Origin of the sequence: Micromonospora sp. WMMD558, from assembly GCF_049315255.1 — a bacterium.
Lineage (GTDB): Bacteria > Actinomycetota > Actinomycetes > Mycobacteriales > Micromonosporaceae > Micromonospora.
In genome coordinates this window covers 5,365,128-5,380,945 of the sequence record NZ_CP186061.1, presented here as the reverse complement: position 1 = coordinate 5,380,945, position 15,818 = coordinate 5,365,128, and the positions used below count along the sequence as shown (strand labels likewise).

Here is a 15,818-nt window from a genome sequence, read left to right as displayed (position 1 = left end):
TTCACCCGTCCGGAACGGCCAATTCTGCACCACTGGTCACCGCTGGGTCACAGGGCGTCCCGGTTGGTGCCGTGCCGGCGGCGGCTGGTGGCCGCGTTCGTACACTGGCCCCGTGACCGTACCGCCGCCCATCGTCGCGCCGAGCATCCTGGCCGCCGATTTCGCCCGCCTCGCCGACGAGGTCCGTGCCGTCGAAGATGCCGCCGACTGGTTGCACGTGGACGTCATGGACAACCACTTCGTGCCGAACCTGACCATCGGGCTGCCGGTCGTGCAGAGCCTGCGGGCCGCCACGAAGCTCCCGTTCGACGTGCACCTGATGATCGAGGATCCGCGCCGGTGGGCCCCCGGGTACGCCGACGCCGGGGCGTACAACGTCACCTTCCACGCGGAGGCCTGTGACGACCCGGTGGCGCTGGCCAAGGACCTGCGGTCGGCCGGGGCGAAGGCGGGGCTGGCGATCGACCGGGACACTCCGGTCGAGCCGTACCTGGACCTGCTGCCCAGCTTCGACACGCTGCTGATCATGACGATCAAGGCGGGCTTCGGTGGGCAGCGGTTCATCCCGCACCTCCTCGACAAGGTGCGCACGGCGCGCCGGCACGTCGACGCCGGCCACCTGGAGGTGCGCATCGAGGTCGACGGCGGCATCGCCGCCGACACCATCGCCCAGGCCGCCGAGGCCGGTGCCGACGCCTTCGTCGCCGGCACCGCCGTCTACGGCGCGGACGACCCGGCCGAGGCCGTCCGGAAACTGCGGGCCATGGCGGAACGCGCGGCTTCCGGGGCCTGAGGTGGACCCGGCCGGCGACCGCCCGGACGTCATCCTCGTCGTCGACGACGACGAGGACATCGCGCGCTTCGTCGAGTTCAACCTCCGCCTGCACGGGTACGACGTGATCCACGCCAGCGACGGCCAGGAGGCCCTCGAGGTGATCGGGCGTCAGCGTCCCGACCTCGCCGTGGTGGACCTGATGATGCCGCGCGTCGACGGCCTGGAGCTGACCCGGCGGCTGCGCGCCGACCCGATGACCGCGGCGCTGCCGGTGATCATGCTGACCGCCAAGGGGCTCACCGTGGACAAGGTGCACGGCCTCAGCGCCGGCGCCGACGACTACCTGGTCAAGCCCTTCGACACCGCCGAACTGGTGGCCCGGGTCAGCTCCACCCTCCGTCGCAACAAGGAGTTCCGCGAGGTCTCGCCGCTGACCGGGCTGCCCGGCAACAGCCGGATCCGCCGGGAGATCGCCGACCGCGTCCGGGTCGGCTCGGACTACGCGGTCGGCTACATCGACATCGACCGGTTCAAGAGCGTCAACGACCGGTACGGCTTCGTCCGCGGCGACGACTTCATCTCCGCGCTGGCCCGCAGCCTGCACCGGGCCGTGGTGTCGGTGGGCCTCCCACCGGCCTTCCTCGGGCACGTCGGCGGTGACGACTTCGTCTTCGTCTGCACGCCGGAGCAGGTCCGGCCGCTCACCTCGCGGGTCTCGGCCGACTTCGAGAAGGCCGCCGACGCGCTGTACGACCCGTCGGACGCCGCCCGCGGCTACGTCGAGCTGAAGGACCGGCGCGGCAACCTGCGCCGCGCCGCCCTGGTCACGCTCTCGATCGGCGTCTCCGTCTCGGACGCCGACAAACGCATCACCAGCCCCCTGGAGGCGATGACGATCGCCTCGGAGATGAAGACGGTGGCGAAGAGCCAGCCCGGCTCGTACGTGGCGGTGGACCGGCGCCGCGGCGTGGCCGATCCGAGCGATCGTCATGTGAAGTAGCTCGCGAGGGTGGCGACAGTCGCCCCGGAGCGTGTAAGACTGCCGGTAGTACCCACCACGCGCTGGCGGGACTCGGTGTAATTCCGAACCGGCGGTGATCCACGGTGCGACCGTGGTAAGCCCGCGACCCGGGAGCGGTTCGTCCGCCCGGTGGACCTGGTGAGACTCCGGGGCCGACGGTTGGGTGCGGGCACGCCCGCGCTCAGACAGTCCGGATGGGAGACAGCGCGCGGGACGGACGGGCCGTGCCCGGCTGCCGACCTCGGCATGCCGTGACCGCCCCCCGGGTCGGCCCTGCCGTCCCCGGATTCCGCCGCCGCACGCCCGCGGCCCGATGCCGTCGCTCCCGTCGCCGCCCGCGCGCCGACCGGCGAGTGAGAGGGCAGGGCATGGCCGGCGTCTCCGTCGACGAGGCGATGCGTCGCGCGGTCGAACTCGCCGCGCGCGGTCTCGGCACCACCAGCCCCAACCCGGTCGTCGGCTGCGTGCTGCTCGACGCGGACGGCCAGGTCGTCGGTGAGGGCTTCCACGCGTACGCCGGCGGGCCGCACGCCGAGATCGTCGCGCTGGCCCAGGCGGGGGAGCGGGCGCGCGGTGGCACCGCCGTCGTCACCCTGGAGCCCTGCGACCACACCGGTCGCACCGGCCCCTGCAGCACCGCGCTGGTGCAGGCCGGGGTGTCCCGGGTGGTCATCGCCGTGCCCGACCCGAACCCGGTCGCGTCGGGCGGCGCCGCCACGTTGCGCGCCGCAGGGGTCCAGGTCGACACGGGGGTACGCGCCGCCGAGGCGGAGGCCGGCAACATCTCCTGGCTGACCTCGATGCGCCGGGGCTGGCCGTACGTCATCTGGAAGTACGCCGCGACGCTGGACGGCCGGTCGGCGGCCGCCGACGGCACCAGCATGTGGATCACCTCCGAGGCGGCGCGGATGGACGTGCACGCCCTCCGCGGGACGGTCGACGCCGTCATCGCCGGCGTGGGCACCGTGCTGGCCGACGACCCCCGCCTCACCGCCCGGAACCTGCGCGACGGCAGCCTGGCCATCCGCCAGCCGCTGCGGGTGGTGGTCGACTCGGCGGGGCGTACCCCGTCCGGGGCACGGGTCCGCGACGCCGCCGCCTCGACCTGGATCGCCACCGCAGCGGAGGTCGGCGCCGGCCCCGACGGCCGGGTGGACCTGCCGGCGCTGCTCGCCGTGCTGCACGGCCGCGGGGTGCGGGCGGCGCTGCTGGAGGGCGGGCCGCGCCTGGCCGGCGCGTTCCTCGCCGCCGGCCTGGTCGACAAGATCGTCGGGTACGTCGCGCCCCGGCTGCTCGGCGCCGGCCCGACCGCGTTGGTCGACGCGGGTGTGACCACGATCGCCGAGGCCATCGAATTGGAGCTCGTCGACGTTACGCAGGTCGGTCCCGATCTGCGGATCACCGCGCTGCCCCGGAAGAGGGAGGGCTGACATGTTCACCGGCATCGTCGAGGAGTTGGGCGAGGTCGTCCGGGTCACCGAGACCGCGGGCGACTCCGCGCTGGTCGCGATCCGTGGCCCCCTGGTCACCTCGGACGCCCGGCACGGCGACTCGATCGCGGTCAACGGCGTCTGCCTGACCGTGGTGGATGTCGCCGACGGGACGTTCACCGCCGACGTGATGGGGGAGACGCTGCGCCGCTCCGCGCTCGGCGCGCTGCGGCCGGGCGACCCGGTCAACCTGGAGCGGGCCGCCGCCCTCGGCAGCCGCCTGGGCGGGCACCTGGTGCAGGGGCACGTGGACGGCGTCGGCGAGGTCGTCTCCCGGGAGCCGGCCGACCAGTGGGAGACGGTACGGTTCCGCCTCCCCGCCGCCCTGGCCCGGTACGTGGTGGAGAAGGGCTCGATCACCGTCGACGGGGTGTCGCTGACCGTGGCGGGCGTCGGGACCGACTGGTTCTCGGTCGGCCTGATCCCGACCACGCTGAAGCTCACCACCCTCGGGACGCGCGGTGTCGGCGACCCGGTCAACCTCGAGGTCGACGTGCTGGCCAAGTACGTCGAGCGCCTGCTCGGCGCGCACCTGCCGGGCGAGGCGGGCCGGCCGGAGGGGGGCCTGCCCGGCGCCGTCGGCCTGCCCGGCAGCGGCGGCCTGCCCGGCGTCGCGGCCGCGGGCGGGGTGGCCTGATGGGCCCGCTCGGCTGGCTGCTCGACGCCCAGGTGAGCATCGCCGGCTCGCCCGTGCTGGTCCGCGAGATCGTCGGCAACGTCTTCGGCCTCGCGTCCGCCCTGCTCGGGCTGCGCCGGCTGGTGTGGGCGTGGCCGGTCGGCATGATCGGCAACGCGTTGCTGTTCACCGTCTTCCTCGGCGGGGCGTTCGCCACGCCGCAGGCGCACGACCTCTACGGCCAGGCCGGCCGGCAGGTGTTCTTCTTCGGCGTCAGCCTCTACGGCTGGTGGCGCTGGTCGCACAACCGCCGCCGGGGCGCCGACGGGGCGCCGGCCGTGGAGCCGCGCTGGGCCACCGGCCGGGAACGGCTCGGCCTGCTGCTCGCCGCCGTCGCCGGGACCGCGGCCGCGTACCCGGTGCTCGCCGCACTGGGCTCCTGGGGCCCGCTGCCGGACGCGTGGATCCTCACCGGCAGCCTGCTCGCCACCTACGGGATGGCCCGCGGCTACGTCGACTTCTGGCTCATCTGGATCGCCGTCGACGCGGTGGGCGTGCCGCTGCTGCTGCGCGGCGGCTACTACCCCTCGGCGGCCATGTACCTCGTCTACGGCGCGTTCTGCGTCTGGGGCCTCGCCGCGTGGTGGCGCACGTCGCGCGCCACCCGCCCCGCCCCGATCACGCCGACCTACTCGGAGGCAGTCGCATGAGCACCTTTGGCAGCATCGAGCAGGCCGTGGAGGACATCGCGGCCGGCCGGCCCGTCGTCGTGGTCGACGACGAGAACCGGGAGAACGAGGGCGACCTGATCTTCGCGGCCGAGCTGGCGACGCCGGAGCTGCTCGCGTTCATGGTCCGGTACACGTCGGGCTACATCTGCGTGCCGCTGACCGAGAGCGAGTGCGACCGGCTGGACCTGCCGCCCATGCACCACACCAACCAGGACAAGCGCGGCACCGCGTACGCGGTGACCGTGGACGCCCGGGAGGGCGTGAGCACCGGCATCTCGGCCGCCGACCGGGCGCACACGATCCGGCTGCTCGCCGACCCCACCACCGGCCCCGCCGACCTGGCCCGACCGGGCCACGTGGTGCCGTTGCGGGCCCGCGAGGGCGGCGTGCTGCGCCGGCCCGGGCACACCGAGGCCGCGGTCGACCTGACCCGGCTGGCCGGGCTGCGCCCGGCCGGCGTGCTCTGCGAGCTGGTGAACGACGACGGCACGATGATGCGGCTGCCGGACCTGGAGAAGTTCTGCGCCGAGCACTCGTTGACCCTGGTCACCATCGCGGACCTGGTCGCCTACCGGCGGCGGACGGAGAAGCAGGTCGAGCTGGTCGCCGACACCCGCATGCCGACGAGCCACGGCGTGTTCCGGGCCCTGGGCTACCGCAGCGACTACGACTCGGCCGAGCACGTCGCGCTGGTGATGGGTGACATCGGCGACGGCCGGGACGTGCTGGTGCGGGTGCACTCGGAGTGCCTCACCGGCGACGTGTTCGGCTCGGTCCGCTGCGACTGTGGCCCGCAGCTCAACGCCGCCCTGGACCGGGTCGCCCAGGAGGGGCGGGGCGTGGTGCTCTACGTCCGCGGGCACGAGGGGCGGGGCATCGGCCTGCTGCACAAGCTCCAGGCGTACCAGCTCCAGGACCTGGGCCGGGACACCGTCGACGCCAACCTGGACCTGGGCCTGCCGGCGGACGCCCGGGACTACGGCACCGGCGCGCAGATCCTCTACGACCTGGGCGTGCGCTCGATGCGGCTGCTCACCAACAACCCGGCCAAGCGCGCCGGCCTGGAGGGGTACGGCCTGACCATCACCGGGCGCGAGGGCCTGCCGGTGCGGCCGCACCCGGAGAACGTTCGCTACCTGCGGACCAAGCGGGACCGGATGGGTCACCTGCTGGACGAACTGGACGAGGTGACCGAGGCGCCGATGGGCCGCCCGGTTCCCGGCGACGAGATCGGAGCGTAGACATGGCGGGATTCGGGGAGCCGGGCATCGACACCGTCGACGCGACCGGTCTGACGGTGGGAGTGGTCGCGGCCCGCTGGCACGGTGACCTCACCGACCACATGCTCGACCGGGCGGTCGCCGCCGCCGAGGCCTGCGGGGCGCGCTCGGTGGTGGCCCGGGTGGCCGGCTCGGTGGAGCTGCCGGTGGTCGCCCAGGCCCTCGCCCGCCGCTGCGACGTGGTGGTCGCGCTCGGTGTCGTGGTGCGCGGCGCCACCGCCCACTTCGACTTCGTCTGCCGCTCGGTCACCGACGGGCTCACCCGGGTGGCGCTGGACGAGGGCAAGCCGGTCGCGCACGGCGTGCTGACCGTCGACACCATCGAGCAGGCCCGGGACCGGGCCGGCCTGCCCGGCTCGGCCGAGGACAAGGGCTGGGCGGCCACCGTCGCCGCGTTCGACGCCGCCCTCGCCATCCGCGGGGTGTCGGCGGCCTCCGCCCAGCGCGTCGGCTTCGGCGGCTGACCACGGGACGGACGCGCCGGACCCCTGCGGCGCCGCGGCGGCCCGGTGGTTGAGAGAATCGGCCGGTGAAGACGTTCGAGGAGTTGTTCGCCGAGCTGCAGGCCAAGGCCGCCGCCGGCACCCCGGGCTCGGGCACGGTCGCCGCCCTGGAGAAGGGGGTGCACTTCATCGGCAAGAAGGTCGTCGAGGAGGCGGCCGAGTCGTGGATGGCCGCCGAGCACGAGGGGCCCGAGCGGGCCGCCGAGGAGATCTCGCAGCTGCTCTACCAGGTGCAGGTGCTGATGCTCGCCACCGGTCTCGACCTCAAGGACGTCTACCGACATCTGTGAGTGCGTCCCCGTGTCGATCCTCCCCGATCCCAAGGAGCACTCCGTCATGCTGCGTGTCGCCGTTCCCAACAAGGGCGCCCTCGCCGATTCGGCCGCCCAGATGCTGCGCGAGGCGGGCTACCGCCAGCGCACCGACCCGAAGGACCTGGTCTGCCGGGACGAGCCCAACGACATCGAGTTCTTCTACCTGCGCCCGAAGGACATCGCCACCTACGTCGGCTCCGGTGACCTGGACGTCGGCATCACCGGCCGGGATCTGCTGATCGACTCCGGCGCGCCGGCCGAGGAGATCGTCGACCTGGCCTTCGGCCGGGCCACCTTCCGCTTCGCCGCCCGCCCCGAGGACGTCGACTCCGTGCAGGAGCTGGGCGGGCACCGGATCGCCACCGCGTACCCCGGCCTGGTCGAGCGGCACCTCGCCGACCTCGGTGTGAAGGCCGACGTGATCCGCCTCGACGGCGCGGTGGAGAACGCCATCCGTCTCGGTGTCGCCGACGTCGTCGCGGACGTGGTGGAGACCGGCGCCACGCTGCGGCAGGCCGGCCTGGTCGTGTTCGGCGAGCCGCTGCTGCGGTCCTCGGCCGTCCTGGTCCGCCGCGCCGCCGCGCCGACCCACCCGCAGTGCGAGCAGCTCCTGCGCCGCCTGCACGGGGTCCTCGTCGCCCGGCGCTACGTGATGCTCGCGTACGACGTGCCGGCCGGCCTGCTCGACCGGGCCAGTTCGCTGACGCCGGGCATCGAGTCGCCGACCGTCTCCCCATTGCACCGCGAGGGCTGGGTGGCCGTGCAGGCGATGGTGCTCCGCGACGACGTGCACCGGATCATGGACGAGCTGTACGAGTTGGGTGCTCGCGCGATCCTCGTCACGAACATCCACGCGTGCCGGCTGTGAGGCGGCCCTTCCGGGCGCCCGAAGCCTCGTCGGTATTACCGCCGGCCCCGGCGGCACCCCGCCTGGTGCCCGCGTGGGTCGCGCTGGTCGTGGTGACCCTCGGCGGGGTCGCCTCGGCGGCGCAGGGTGCGGTGAACGGCGAGCTGGGCGAGCGGGCCGGCGACGCCACCCTCGCCGCCGTGGTCAACAACCTCGGCGGATGTCTCCTGGTGGGGCTCGGGGTGCTGGCGCTCCGGTCGCTCCGCGCCGACCTGCGCGGGTTGCGCGGGGCGCGCCTGCCCTGGTGGGCGTACCTGGGTGGGCTCGGCGGCGCGGCGATCGTCGTGCTCGGCGCGTACGTGGTGCCGGTGCTCGGGGTGGCGGTGTTCACCATCGCCCAGGTCGCGGGCGGCAGCCTCGGCGGGCTGGCGGTGGACCGGGCCGGTCTCGCACCGGTGGGGCGGATCGCGTTCACCGGTCCCCGGCTGGCCGGGGCGCTGCTGGGGGTGGCGGCGGTGACGCTGGCCCAGCTCGGGCAGCCCGTCGGCGACCTGGCTCTGGGCGTGGTCCTGCTCGCCGTCGTCGGCGGCGTCGCGGTGGCGTTGCAGTCCGCGCTCAACGGCCGGGTCTCGGCCGCCAGTTCCGCCGCCGCCGGGGTGGCGGTGAACTTCGCCGTCAGCACCCCGGCCGTGCTGCTCGTCGCGGCGCTGGCCGGGGCCCTGACCGGTCCCGCCCCGTCCTGGCCGGACGCCTGGTTCCTCTACACCGGCGGTCTCCTCGGCGTCGGCATCGTCGCCAGCCTGGTGGTCGGCGTCCGGGTGGTGGGCGTCCTGCGGACCGGGCTGCTGCTGGTCGCGGGCCAGCTCGGCGGCGCGCTGGTGCTGGACGCGCTGCTGCCCGGCGGCCCCGGCGTCCGGCTGCCGGTGCTCGCCGGGGCGCTGCTCACCCTGGCCGCCGCTCTGCTCGCCGGCCGGGGCTCCGGGCAGGGCCGTGGATGGCGCACCGGACGGGGCGTCGGGCAGGGTTCCGGGCGGGGTGACACAGTGCCCGCCCCGTCCGTCGGGCCGGCGGGGTTGCCCACCCAGAGCACTCGGCCGGACCTGGGTGAACCGGTGGACCGGCCGTCCGGCCGCCGCTCCTGATCGCCCGAGCCCCGGCCAACCGCCCGGCGCCCTTTGCTCTGCTTCAACGGACGCACCAGTTCCGGCCCGAAACCTCCGCGTGGGGTGAAGCAGAGCAAAGGGCCTGCATCACCCGGTCGCCGCCACCGGCGGCTCGTCGGCTGGCCACCCAGGCCGGCCCACGCCCACCATCCGCCGGCCCGCCGTGGCGGATCAGCGGGCCGGGGCCGGTCGCGTGTGGCGGGCGCGGGCGGGCCCGAGGCGGGTGGCAGACTGGTGGGGTGAGCGAAACCGAGTCGATCCGCATCCGGCCCCGCCGCATCCGGCTGGTCTGCTGGGCCTCGGCGGCGGTGCTGGTGGTGGTGTTCACCCTCCTGGCCACGTCGCTGACCGGGCCGACCGGCAACGGCTACGGCACGTTCCAGCGGGGCGACCAGCTCGCCATGATCGGCCTCGGCGTGTTCGGCGCGTTCGGCTTCCTGCTCTTCACCCGCCCGATGGTCGAGGCTGACGCGCGGCGGGTGCGGGTGCGCAACGTGATCGGCTCGTACGAGCTGCCGTGGGAGGTCGTCCGCGGGGTCCGCTTCGACCGGGGCGCCCCGTGGGCCAGCCTGGAGCTGCACGACGACGACCTGGTGCCGATGGTGGCCCTCCAGGCCGCCGACAAGGAACTGGCCGTCGAGGGGGTCCGCGCGCTGCGCCGCCTGCACCAGGCCCACCAGACCCGCCTGGCCGAGGGCGCCTCCGGCCGCTGACCGGCCGGGCGGCACCCCGGCCGGCGCGCGTTCCCGGCCGGCCGCCATGCCCGGTTTGGGGTCACCCTGGGCGGGGGTGTAGTGTTGTGGAGTCGACCAGGCTGTCCGCGTTTGTGCGGGCGGCCGTGAAAGTGGGGCGCCTGCTCCCACCCGAGTCGCCGCGAGGCGGCCGGGTCCGGTCACCGGTTCCGGGCACGTCCCGGCGCCGGATGCGCGACCATGTGGTCGTGCCGACCGGTCGAGCGGGCCCTGGCATGCGCCGGGGCCTTCTGCTTTCCGGGTCGGTTCCCACCCGGGAGCCGCGGGGTCGGCCACGCAGGAACACTCGACTCGAGGAGGCCCCATCAGCGTCGAACCACGCGTGAACGAGCAGATCCGGGCACGTGAGGTCCGACTGGTCGGCCCTGAGGGTGAGCAGGTGGGCATCGTCCCGCTGGAGCGCGCCCTTCAGCTGGCCGCGGACGTCGACCTGGACCTGGTCGAGGTTGCGCCGATGGCGCGCCCGCCGGTGTGCAAGCTCATGGACTTCGGCAAGTTCAAGTACGAGAGCGCACTCAAGGCGCGCGAAGCGCGGCGTAACCAGCAGCAGACCGTCATCAAGGAGATGAAGCTCCGGCCGAAGATCGACCCGCACGACTACGAGACCAAGAAGGGTCACGTGGTGCGGTTCCTCAAGGCCGGCGACAAGGTCAAGGTGACGATCATGTTCCGCGGTCGGGAGCAGAGCCGCCCGGAGCTGGGGTACCGGCTCCTGCGCCGGCTCGAGTCCGAGATCTCGGAGCTGGGGTACGTCGAGGCCGCGCCGAAGCAGGACGGCCGCAACATGATCATGGTGCTCGCACCGCACCGCGCCACCAAGGCGGCCGCCACGGCGGCCCGCGGCGGCGCGCTACCGCGGGGCGAGCGGGAATCCGGCGCCCCCGAGGCGGCGCCGCCGGTCGAGCCGGCCGGACCCGCCGGGACCACCGGCGAGTAACAGGGGAGAAGACGTTCCACATGCCGAAGATGAAGAGCCACACCGGGATGGGCAAGCGCGTCCGGCTGACCGGTAAGGGCAAGGTCGTGAAGCAGCAGGCGGGCCTGCGCCACAACCTGGAGAAGAAGCCCTCCACCCGGACCCGCCGCCTGACCGGCACCGTCGTCGCCGCCAAGGCCGACGTCAAGCGCATCAAGAAGCTGCTCGGCCGCTGACGCGCGCCACCTGAACCGAAGAAGGAGTTGAGATGGCACGCGTCAAGCGGGCTGTGAACGCCCAGAAGAAGCGCCGTACCCTGCTGGAGACCGCGAGCGGCTACCGCGGTCAGCGCTCCCGCCTGTACCGCAAGGCCAAGGAGCAGGTGCTGCACTCGATGCAGTACGCCTACCGGGACCGTCGTGACCGCAAGGGCGACTTCCGGCAGCTGTGGATCCAGCGGATCAACGCGGGTGCCCGCGCCAACGGGCTCACCTACAACCGCCTGATCCAGGGCCTCAAGCTGGCCGGCATCGAGGTCGACCGGAAGATCCTGGCCGACATGGCCGTCAACGACGCCGCCGCCTTCGCGGCGATCGTCGAGCTGGCCCGCGCCGCCGTCGCGGCCGAGGGCACCGGTGGCGCCGCGGCCCAGGCCGCCTGATCCACCCACGGCAGATCGAGGCGTCTCCCATGCAGTCACGACCGCACGGGAGGCGCCTCGACGCCGTCTCCGGGCCGTTCACGCCGCGTACCCCACGGGTTGTCGCCGCCCGTCGGCTCCAGCGCCGCCGGGACCGCGACGCGGCCGGCCGGTTCCTGGCGGAGGGGCCGCAGGCGGTCCGCGAGGCCCTCACCCGGCCCCGCACGGTCCTGGAACTCTTCGGTACGCCGGCCGCGCTCGACCGGTACGCGGACCTGGCCGCCCGCGCGGCCGCCGCCGACGTACCCGTCTCCGAGGTCACCGACGAGGCCCTCGCCGCGCTCACCGAGACCGTCGCCCCGCAGGGCCTCGTCGCCGTGTGCCGGCACCTCGACGTACCGCTGGACACCGCCCTCGCGCGCGGGCCGCGGCTGGTCGCGGTGCTCGCCGGCATCCGTGATCCGGGCAACGCCGGCACCGTGCTGCGCACCGCCGACGCGGCCGGCGCCCAGGTGGTCGTCTTCGCCGGCGAGGCGGTCGACCCGTACAACGGCAAGGCGGTGCGGGCCTCAGCCGGCAGCCTCTTCCACGTCGACGTGGTGCGCGCGCCCGACCCCCTCGCGGCGGTCGCCGCGCTGCGGGCCGCCGGGCTCGCCGTGCTGGCCACCACCGGGTACGGCGTGGACGACCTGGACGACCTCGCCGACGCCGGCCGGCTGGCCGCCCCCACCGCCTGGCTGTTCGGCTCCGAGGCGCACGGGCTGGCCGACGAGCTGACCGCCGCCGCCGACGCCCGCGTCCGGGTGCCGCTGCACGGGCGCGCCGAGAGCCTCAACCTGGCTGCGGCCGCGGCGGTGTGCCTGTACGCTTCAGCGAGAGCGCAGCGCCGGCCGTCGACCGGCTGCGCGGCCGAGACAGCAGGGGAGAGTGCCCGCCCATGAACGCGCCACGGCGTTCGTTTAGCCAGCCCGCCGGTGTCGGCGGGCGGCGGGCCTGACCTGCTCTCCGCACAACTCCCACCGGCGGGCTGCGGCGAAGCCGCGCGTCCGTAGACTCGCTTCGCCGCCTGACGAGGGCCGGCGCCGCCGTGAGGGAGTGCCCGTACGCCATGACCTACCGCAACGATCCGTACGACCCGAAGCAGGTCGCCCTGCTCGACCCGGCCGCCCTGGCCGAGGCCGTCGCCGCCGCCGAGAAGGCGTTCGCCGACGCCGCCGACCCGGACGCGCTGACCGCGCTGCGCCCCGCGCACCTGGGTGACCGGGCCCCGGTCTCCCTGGCGCGCCGCGAGATCGGCGCGCTGCCGCCGGCCGCCAAGGCCGACGCCGGCAAGCGGGTCAACGAGGCCCGCCGGGCGATCGAGTCCGCGTACGCCGCCCGTGCCGAGGTCCTCGAGCGCGAGCAGGCCGAGCGGATGCTGGTCGAGGAGCGGGTGGACGTCACCCTGCCGTACGACCGGCGCCCGCAGGGCTCGCGGCACCCGGTCAGCACGCTCATGGAGCAAGTCAGCGACTTCTTCGTCGGGATGGGCTACGAGGTGGCCGAGGGTCCCGAGGTCGAGCTGGAGTGGACCAACTTCGACGCGCTGAACATCCCGCCGGACCACCCGGCGCGCGGCCTGATGGACACCTTCCACGTCGCACCGGAGAGTTCGGGCCTGGTGCTGCGGACCCACACCTCGCCGGTGCAGGCGCGGACGATGTTGACCCGCAAGCCGCCGATCTACGTGATCTGCCCCGGCCGGGTCTACCGCACCGACGAGCTGGACGCCACCCACGCGCCGGTCTTCCACCAGGTGGAGGGCCTGGTGGTCGACAAGGGCATCACGATGGCGCACCTGCGCGGCACCCTGGACCACTTCGCGCGCGCCATGTTCGGCCCGGACGCGAAGACCCGGTGGCGCCCGCACTACTTCCCGTTCACCGAGCCGTCGGCCGAGTTCGACGTGTGGTTCCCGGAGCACCGCAAGGGTCCGCAGTGGGTCGAGTGGGGTGGCTGCGGCATGGTGAACCCGCGCGTGCTGCGGGCCTGCGGCATCGACCCGGAGGTCTACTCCGGATTCGCCTTCGGCATGGGCATCGACCGGACGGTCATGTTCCGCCACGGTGTCGGCGACATGCGGGACATGGTCGAGGGCGACGTCCGGTTCACCCGGGCGTTCGGATACGGGGCGTAGTGCGGGCACGAGTTACGGAGACGGTGGTCTGAGTCATGCGAGTTTCTGTCAGCTGGCTGCGCGAGTACGTCGACCTGCCGGCCCACCTGGCCCCGGCCGACCTGGAGCAGGCCCTGGTGGACCTGGGCATCGAGGTCGAGTCCATCGTGGACCTGGGTGAGACGGTCACCGGGCCGCTGGTGGTCGGTGAGGTCCGGGAGATCGAGGAGCTGACCGGCTTCAAGAAGCCGATCCGGTTCTGCCGGGTCGACGTGGGCGACGCCAACGGCACCGGCGAGCTCCAGGAGATCGTCTGCGGGGCGCGGAACTTCACCGTCGGCGACCGGGTGGTGGTGATCCTCCCCGGCGGCGTGCTGCCCGGGAATTTCGCCATCGGGGCGCGCAGGACGTACGGGCGCAACTCCAACGGCATGATCTGCTCCGCGAAGGAGCTGGGGCTCGGTGACGACCACTCGGGCATCATCGTGCTGCCCGAGTCCAGCCCGGCCAAGCCCGGCGACGACGCCCGCCCGGTGGTGGGGCTCGACGACGTCGTGGTCGAGGTCGAGCTGACGCCCGACCGCGGCTACCAGATGTCGGTGCGCGGCATCGCCCGCGAGCTGGCGCACGCCGTCGGGGTGCCGTTCCGCGACCCGGGGCTGGTGCCGGCGCCGGGCGCCACCGAGCGGCCCGCGTACCCGGTCGAGGTGCGTGACACGGTCGGCTGCGACCGGTTCGCCGCCCGGATGGTGCGTGGCGTCGACCCGGCCGCGCCCTCGCCCGCCTGGATGGTGCAGCGGCTCACCACCGCCGGCGTCCGCAGCATCTCGCTGCCGGTCGACATCACCAACTACGTGATGCTCGAACTGGGCCAGCCGATGCACGCGTTCGACGCGGACCGGATCGCCGGCACGCTGGTGGTCCGCCGCGCCGAGCCGGGGGAGAAGCTGACCACCCTGGACGGGGTGACCCGTACCCTCGCCGCCGAGGACATGGTGATCTGCGACGACACCGGGCCGGTCTCGCTCGCCGCGGTGATGGGCGGGGAGACCAGCGAGGTGGTCGAGGGCACCACGAACGTGCTGTTCGAGGCCGCCCACTGGGATCCGGTGATGGTCGGGCGCACCGCCCGCCGGCACAAGCTGTTCAGCGAGGCCGCGAAGCGCTGGGAACGGGGCGTCGACCCGGCCCTGCCGCTGGTCGCCATCGAGCGGGCGGTCCGGCTGCTGGTCGAGCACGGCGGCGGCACGGTCGGCGACGAGATCCTCGACCTCGATCACGTCCGGCCGCGTACGCCGATCAGCATGCCGGCCGACCTGCCGTCGCGGCGGGTCGGGGTGGCGTACCCGCCGGCGCGGGTGGTCGACCTGCTGGAGCGGGTCGGCTGCACGGTCGCCGGCGGCGCGGACCGGCTCGCCGAGGATCCGGGCGAGGTCGGCGTGTCGGCCGGCGGCGCGGTCGCGCTGACGGTCACCCCGCCGACCTGGCGGCCGGACCTCACCGACCCGGCCGACCTGGTCGAGGAGGTGGTCCGCCTAGACGGGTACGACCGCGTGCCGTCCGTGCTGCCGGTCGCGCCGGCCGGCCGCGGCCTCACCTGGCAGCAGCGGCGCCGCCGGGCGATCGCCCGGGCGCTCGCCGACCAGGGGCACGTCGAGGTGCTGTCGCAGCCGTTCGTCGCCCCCGACCTGGCCGACCTGCTCGGGTTGCCGGCCGACGACCCGCGCCGGCGGGCGGTGCGCCTGGCCAACCCGCTGTCGGAGGAGGAGCCGCTGCTGCGCACCACGCTGCTCGGCCCGCTGCTCGGCGTGCTTCGGCGCAACCTGGGCCGGGGCCAGCGTGACCTCGCCCTGTACGAGGTCGGCGCGGTCTTCCACCCGCGCCCCGACGCGGGGACCCCGCCGCACATGGGGGTGGAGCACCGCCCGTCGGACGCCGAGTTCGCCGCCGCCGACGCGGTCCTGCCGGACCAGCCGCGGCACGTCGCCGTGGTGCTGGCCGGTGAGATCGAGCCGACCGGCTGGTGGGGTGCGGGCCGCCCGGCCGGCTGGGCGGACGCGGTCGAGGCGGCGCGGACGGTGCTGGCGGTGGCCGGCCTGCCCGACGACCGGGTCACCGTGCGGGCCGCCGAGCACGCGCCCTGGCACCCCGGGCGGTGCGCGCAGGTGCTGGTCGGCGACACCGTCGTCGGGCACGCCGGTGAGCTGCACCCGGCGGTCGTCGCCGCGCTGGAGCTGCCCCGGCGGACCGCCGCGATGGAGCTGAACCTGGACGCCGTGCCCGCCGCCCCGATGCTCCAGGCGCCGGCTGTCTCGTCGTTCCCGCCCGCACTGATCGACGTGGCCCTGGTCGTGGACGCCTCGGTGCCGGCGGCGCAGGTCCAGCAGGCGCTGGTGGAGGGCGCCGGTGAGCTGCTGGAGTCGGTGCGCCTGTTTGACGTGTACTCCTCCGAGCAGCTCGGGGCGGGGCGTCGGTCGCTGGCGTACAAGCTGACGTTCCGGGCGCCCGACCGCACCCTGACGGTGGAGGAGGCGGTGGCGGCCCGCGACGCGGCGGTCGCCCGCGCCGCCGAACGCCACGGCGCCACCCTCCGGGGCGCGTGAAAGGAAGGGGCC

At 74.3% G+C, this 15,818-nt stretch carries 17 protein-coding genes and 1 riboswitch; all 17 genes read left to right on the top strand.

What is annotated here, in order from left to right; genetic code table 11:
- The first annotated feature begins 112 nt into the window (after positions 1-112).
- The 17 genes from rpe (at position 113) to pheT (ending at position 15,806) form a co-directional block, all read left to right on the top strand.
- Positions 113-793, top strand: coding sequence for a ribulose-phosphate 3-epimerase (rpe, locus tag ACN26Y_RS25645; protein WP_155332722.1), 681 nt, complete (start codon positions 113-115; stop codon positions 791-793).
- A 1-nt stretch (position 794) separates the two neighbouring features.
- Positions 795-1,775, top strand: coding sequence for a GGDEF domain-containing response regulator (locus ACN26Y_RS25640; RefSeq protein ID WP_155332721.1), 981 nt, complete (start codon positions 795-797; stop codon positions 1,773-1,775).
- Positions 1,776-1,832: 57 nt separating this feature from the next.
- Positions 1,833-2,006: riboswitch (FMN riboswitch) on the top strand.
- A gap of 158 nt (positions 2,007-2,164) precedes the next feature.
- On the top strand, positions 2,165-3,226 hold the full coding sequence (gene ribD, locus ACN26Y_RS25635) for a bifunctional diaminohydroxyphosphoribosylaminopyrimidine deaminase/5-amino-6-(5-phosphoribosylamino)uracil reductase RibD (protein ID WP_155332720.1): 1,062 nt from the start codon (positions 2,165-2,167) through the stop codon (positions 3,224-3,226).
- A gap of 1 nt (position 3,227) precedes the next feature.
- Positions 3,228-3,923, top strand: a complete 696-nt coding sequence (locus ACN26Y_RS25630) for a riboflavin synthase (RefSeq protein ID WP_155332719.1) — start codon at positions 3,228-3,230, stop codon at positions 3,921-3,923.
- A complete protein-coding gene (gene pnuC, locus ACN26Y_RS25625; protein ID WP_155332718.1) occupies positions 3,923-4,612 on the top strand; it encodes a nicotinamide riboside transporter PnuC in 690 nt (229 codons plus the stop codon). Before ACN26Y_RS25630 ends, pnuC begins: the two co-directional genes overlap by 1 nt.
- Positions 4,609-5,874, top strand: a complete 1,266-nt coding sequence (locus ACN26Y_RS25620; protein WP_155332717.1) for a bifunctional 3,4-dihydroxy-2-butanone-4-phosphate synthase/GTP cyclohydrolase II — start codon at positions 4,609-4,611, stop codon at positions 5,872-5,874. The genes pnuC and ACN26Y_RS25620 overlap by 4 nt, the downstream gene beginning before the upstream one ends.
- A 2-nt stretch (positions 5,875-5,876) precedes the next feature.
- Entirely contained in the window at positions 5,877-6,377 is a 501-nt protein-coding gene (gene ribH, locus ACN26Y_RS25615) for a 6,7-dimethyl-8-ribityllumazine synthase (RefSeq protein ID WP_422733658.1), read from the top strand.
- Between the two features lie 65 nt (positions 6,378-6,442).
- Positions 6,443-6,706, top strand: a complete 264-nt coding sequence (locus ACN26Y_RS25610; protein WP_155332715.1) for a phosphoribosyl-ATP diphosphatase — start codon at positions 6,443-6,445, stop codon at positions 6,704-6,706.
- A 46-nt stretch (positions 6,707-6,752) separates the two neighbouring features.
- The gene (gene hisG, locus ACN26Y_RS25605) at positions 6,753-7,598 is read left to right on the top strand and encodes an ATP phosphoribosyltransferase (protein WP_366602661.1); all 846 of its coding nucleotides are present in this window, start codon (positions 6,753-6,755) and stop codon (positions 7,596-7,598) included.
- Between the two features lie 65 nt (positions 7,599-7,663).
- On the top strand, positions 7,664-8,719 hold the full coding sequence (locus tag ACN26Y_RS25600) for a DMT family transporter (RefSeq protein ID WP_366602663.1): 1,056 nt from the start codon (positions 7,664-7,666) through the stop codon (positions 8,717-8,719).
- A 260-nt stretch (positions 8,720-8,979) separates the two neighbouring features.
- Positions 8,980-9,453 carry a PH domain-containing protein gene (locus ACN26Y_RS25595; protein ID WP_155332712.1) on the top strand — a complete coding sequence of 158 codons (474 nt, stop codon included), beginning with the start codon at positions 8,980-8,982 and terminating at the stop codon, positions 9,451-9,453.
- A gap of 361 nt (positions 9,454-9,814) precedes the next feature.
- Positions 9,815-10,429, top strand: coding sequence for a translation initiation factor IF-3 (gene infC / locus ACN26Y_RS25590; protein WP_155332711.1), 615 nt, complete (start codon positions 9,815-9,817; stop codon positions 10,427-10,429).
- A 20-nt stretch (positions 10,430-10,449) separates the two neighbouring features.
- Positions 10,450-10,644, top strand: a complete 195-nt coding sequence (rpmI, locus tag ACN26Y_RS25585) for a 50S ribosomal protein L35 (RefSeq protein ID WP_155332710.1) — start codon at positions 10,450-10,452, stop codon at positions 10,642-10,644.
- A gap of 32 nt (positions 10,645-10,676) precedes the next feature.
- On the top strand, positions 10,677-11,069 hold the full coding sequence (gene rplT, locus ACN26Y_RS25580) for a 50S ribosomal protein L20 (protein WP_155332709.1): 393 nt from the start codon (positions 10,677-10,679) through the stop codon (positions 11,067-11,069).
- Positions 11,070-11,098: 29 nt separating this feature from the next.
- Positions 11,099-11,989: a TrmH family RNA methyltransferase gene (locus tag ACN26Y_RS25575; protein ID WP_422733657.1), complete on the top strand. Its 891-nt coding sequence runs from the start codon at positions 11,099-11,101 to the stop codon at positions 11,987-11,989.
- Between the two features lie 167 nt (positions 11,990-12,156).
- Positions 12,157-13,224 (top strand): phenylalanine--tRNA ligase subunit alpha, encoded by a 1,068-nt coding sequence (pheS, locus tag ACN26Y_RS25570; protein WP_422733656.1) that lies wholly within the window; start codon positions 12,157-12,159, stop codon positions 13,222-13,224.
- A gap of 35 nt (positions 13,225-13,259) precedes the next feature.
- Positions 13,260-15,806 carry a phenylalanine--tRNA ligase subunit beta gene (gene pheT / locus ACN26Y_RS25565; protein ID WP_155332706.1) on the top strand — a complete coding sequence of 849 codons (2,547 nt, stop codon included), beginning with the start codon at positions 13,260-13,262 and terminating at the stop codon, positions 15,804-15,806.
- Positions 15,807-15,818: the final 12 nt, after the last annotated feature.

Excerpts from the sequence above, each read along its gene's own strand:
- ribD (WP_155332720.1), top strand. The coding sequence starts at position 2,165 with ATGGCCGGCGTCTCCGTCGACGAGGCGATGCGTCGCGCGGTCGAACTC.
- ACN26Y_RS25630 (WP_155332719.1), top strand. The coding sequence starts at position 3,228 with ATGTTCACCGGCATCGTCGAGGAGTTGGGCGAGGTCGTCCGGGTCACC.
- pnuC (WP_155332718.1), top strand. The coding sequence starts at position 3,923 with ATGGGCCCGCTCGGCTGGCTGCTCGACGCCCAGGTGAGCATCGCCGGC.
- ACN26Y_RS25620 (WP_155332717.1), top strand. The coding sequence starts at position 4,609 with ATGAGCACCTTTGGCAGCATCGAGCAGGCCGTGGAGGACATCGCGGCC.
- ribH (WP_422733658.1), top strand. The coding sequence starts at position 5,877 with ATGGCGGGATTCGGGGAGCCGGGCATCGACACCGTCGACGCGACCGGT.
- hisG (WP_366602661.1), top strand. The coding sequence starts at position 6,753 with ATGCTGCGTGTCGCCGTTCCCAACAAGGGCGCCCTCGCCGATTCGGCC.
- rpmI (WP_155332710.1), top strand. The coding sequence starts at position 10,450 with ATGCCGAAGATGAAGAGCCACACCGGGATGGGCAAGCGCGTCCGGCTG.
- rplT (WP_155332709.1), top strand. The coding sequence starts at position 10,677 with ATGGCACGCGTCAAGCGGGCTGTGAACGCCCAGAAGAAGCGCCGTACC.
- ACN26Y_RS25575 (WP_422733657.1), top strand. The coding sequence starts at position 11,099 with ATGCAGTCACGACCGCACGGGAGGCGCCTCGACGCCGTCTCCGGGCCG.
- pheS (WP_422733656.1), top strand. The coding sequence starts at position 12,157 with ATGACCTACCGCAACGATCCGTACGACCCGAAGCAGGTCGCCCTGCTC.
- pheT (WP_155332706.1), top strand. The coding sequence starts at position 13,260 with ATGCGAGTTTCTGTCAGCTGGCTGCGCGAGTACGTCGACCTGCCGGCC.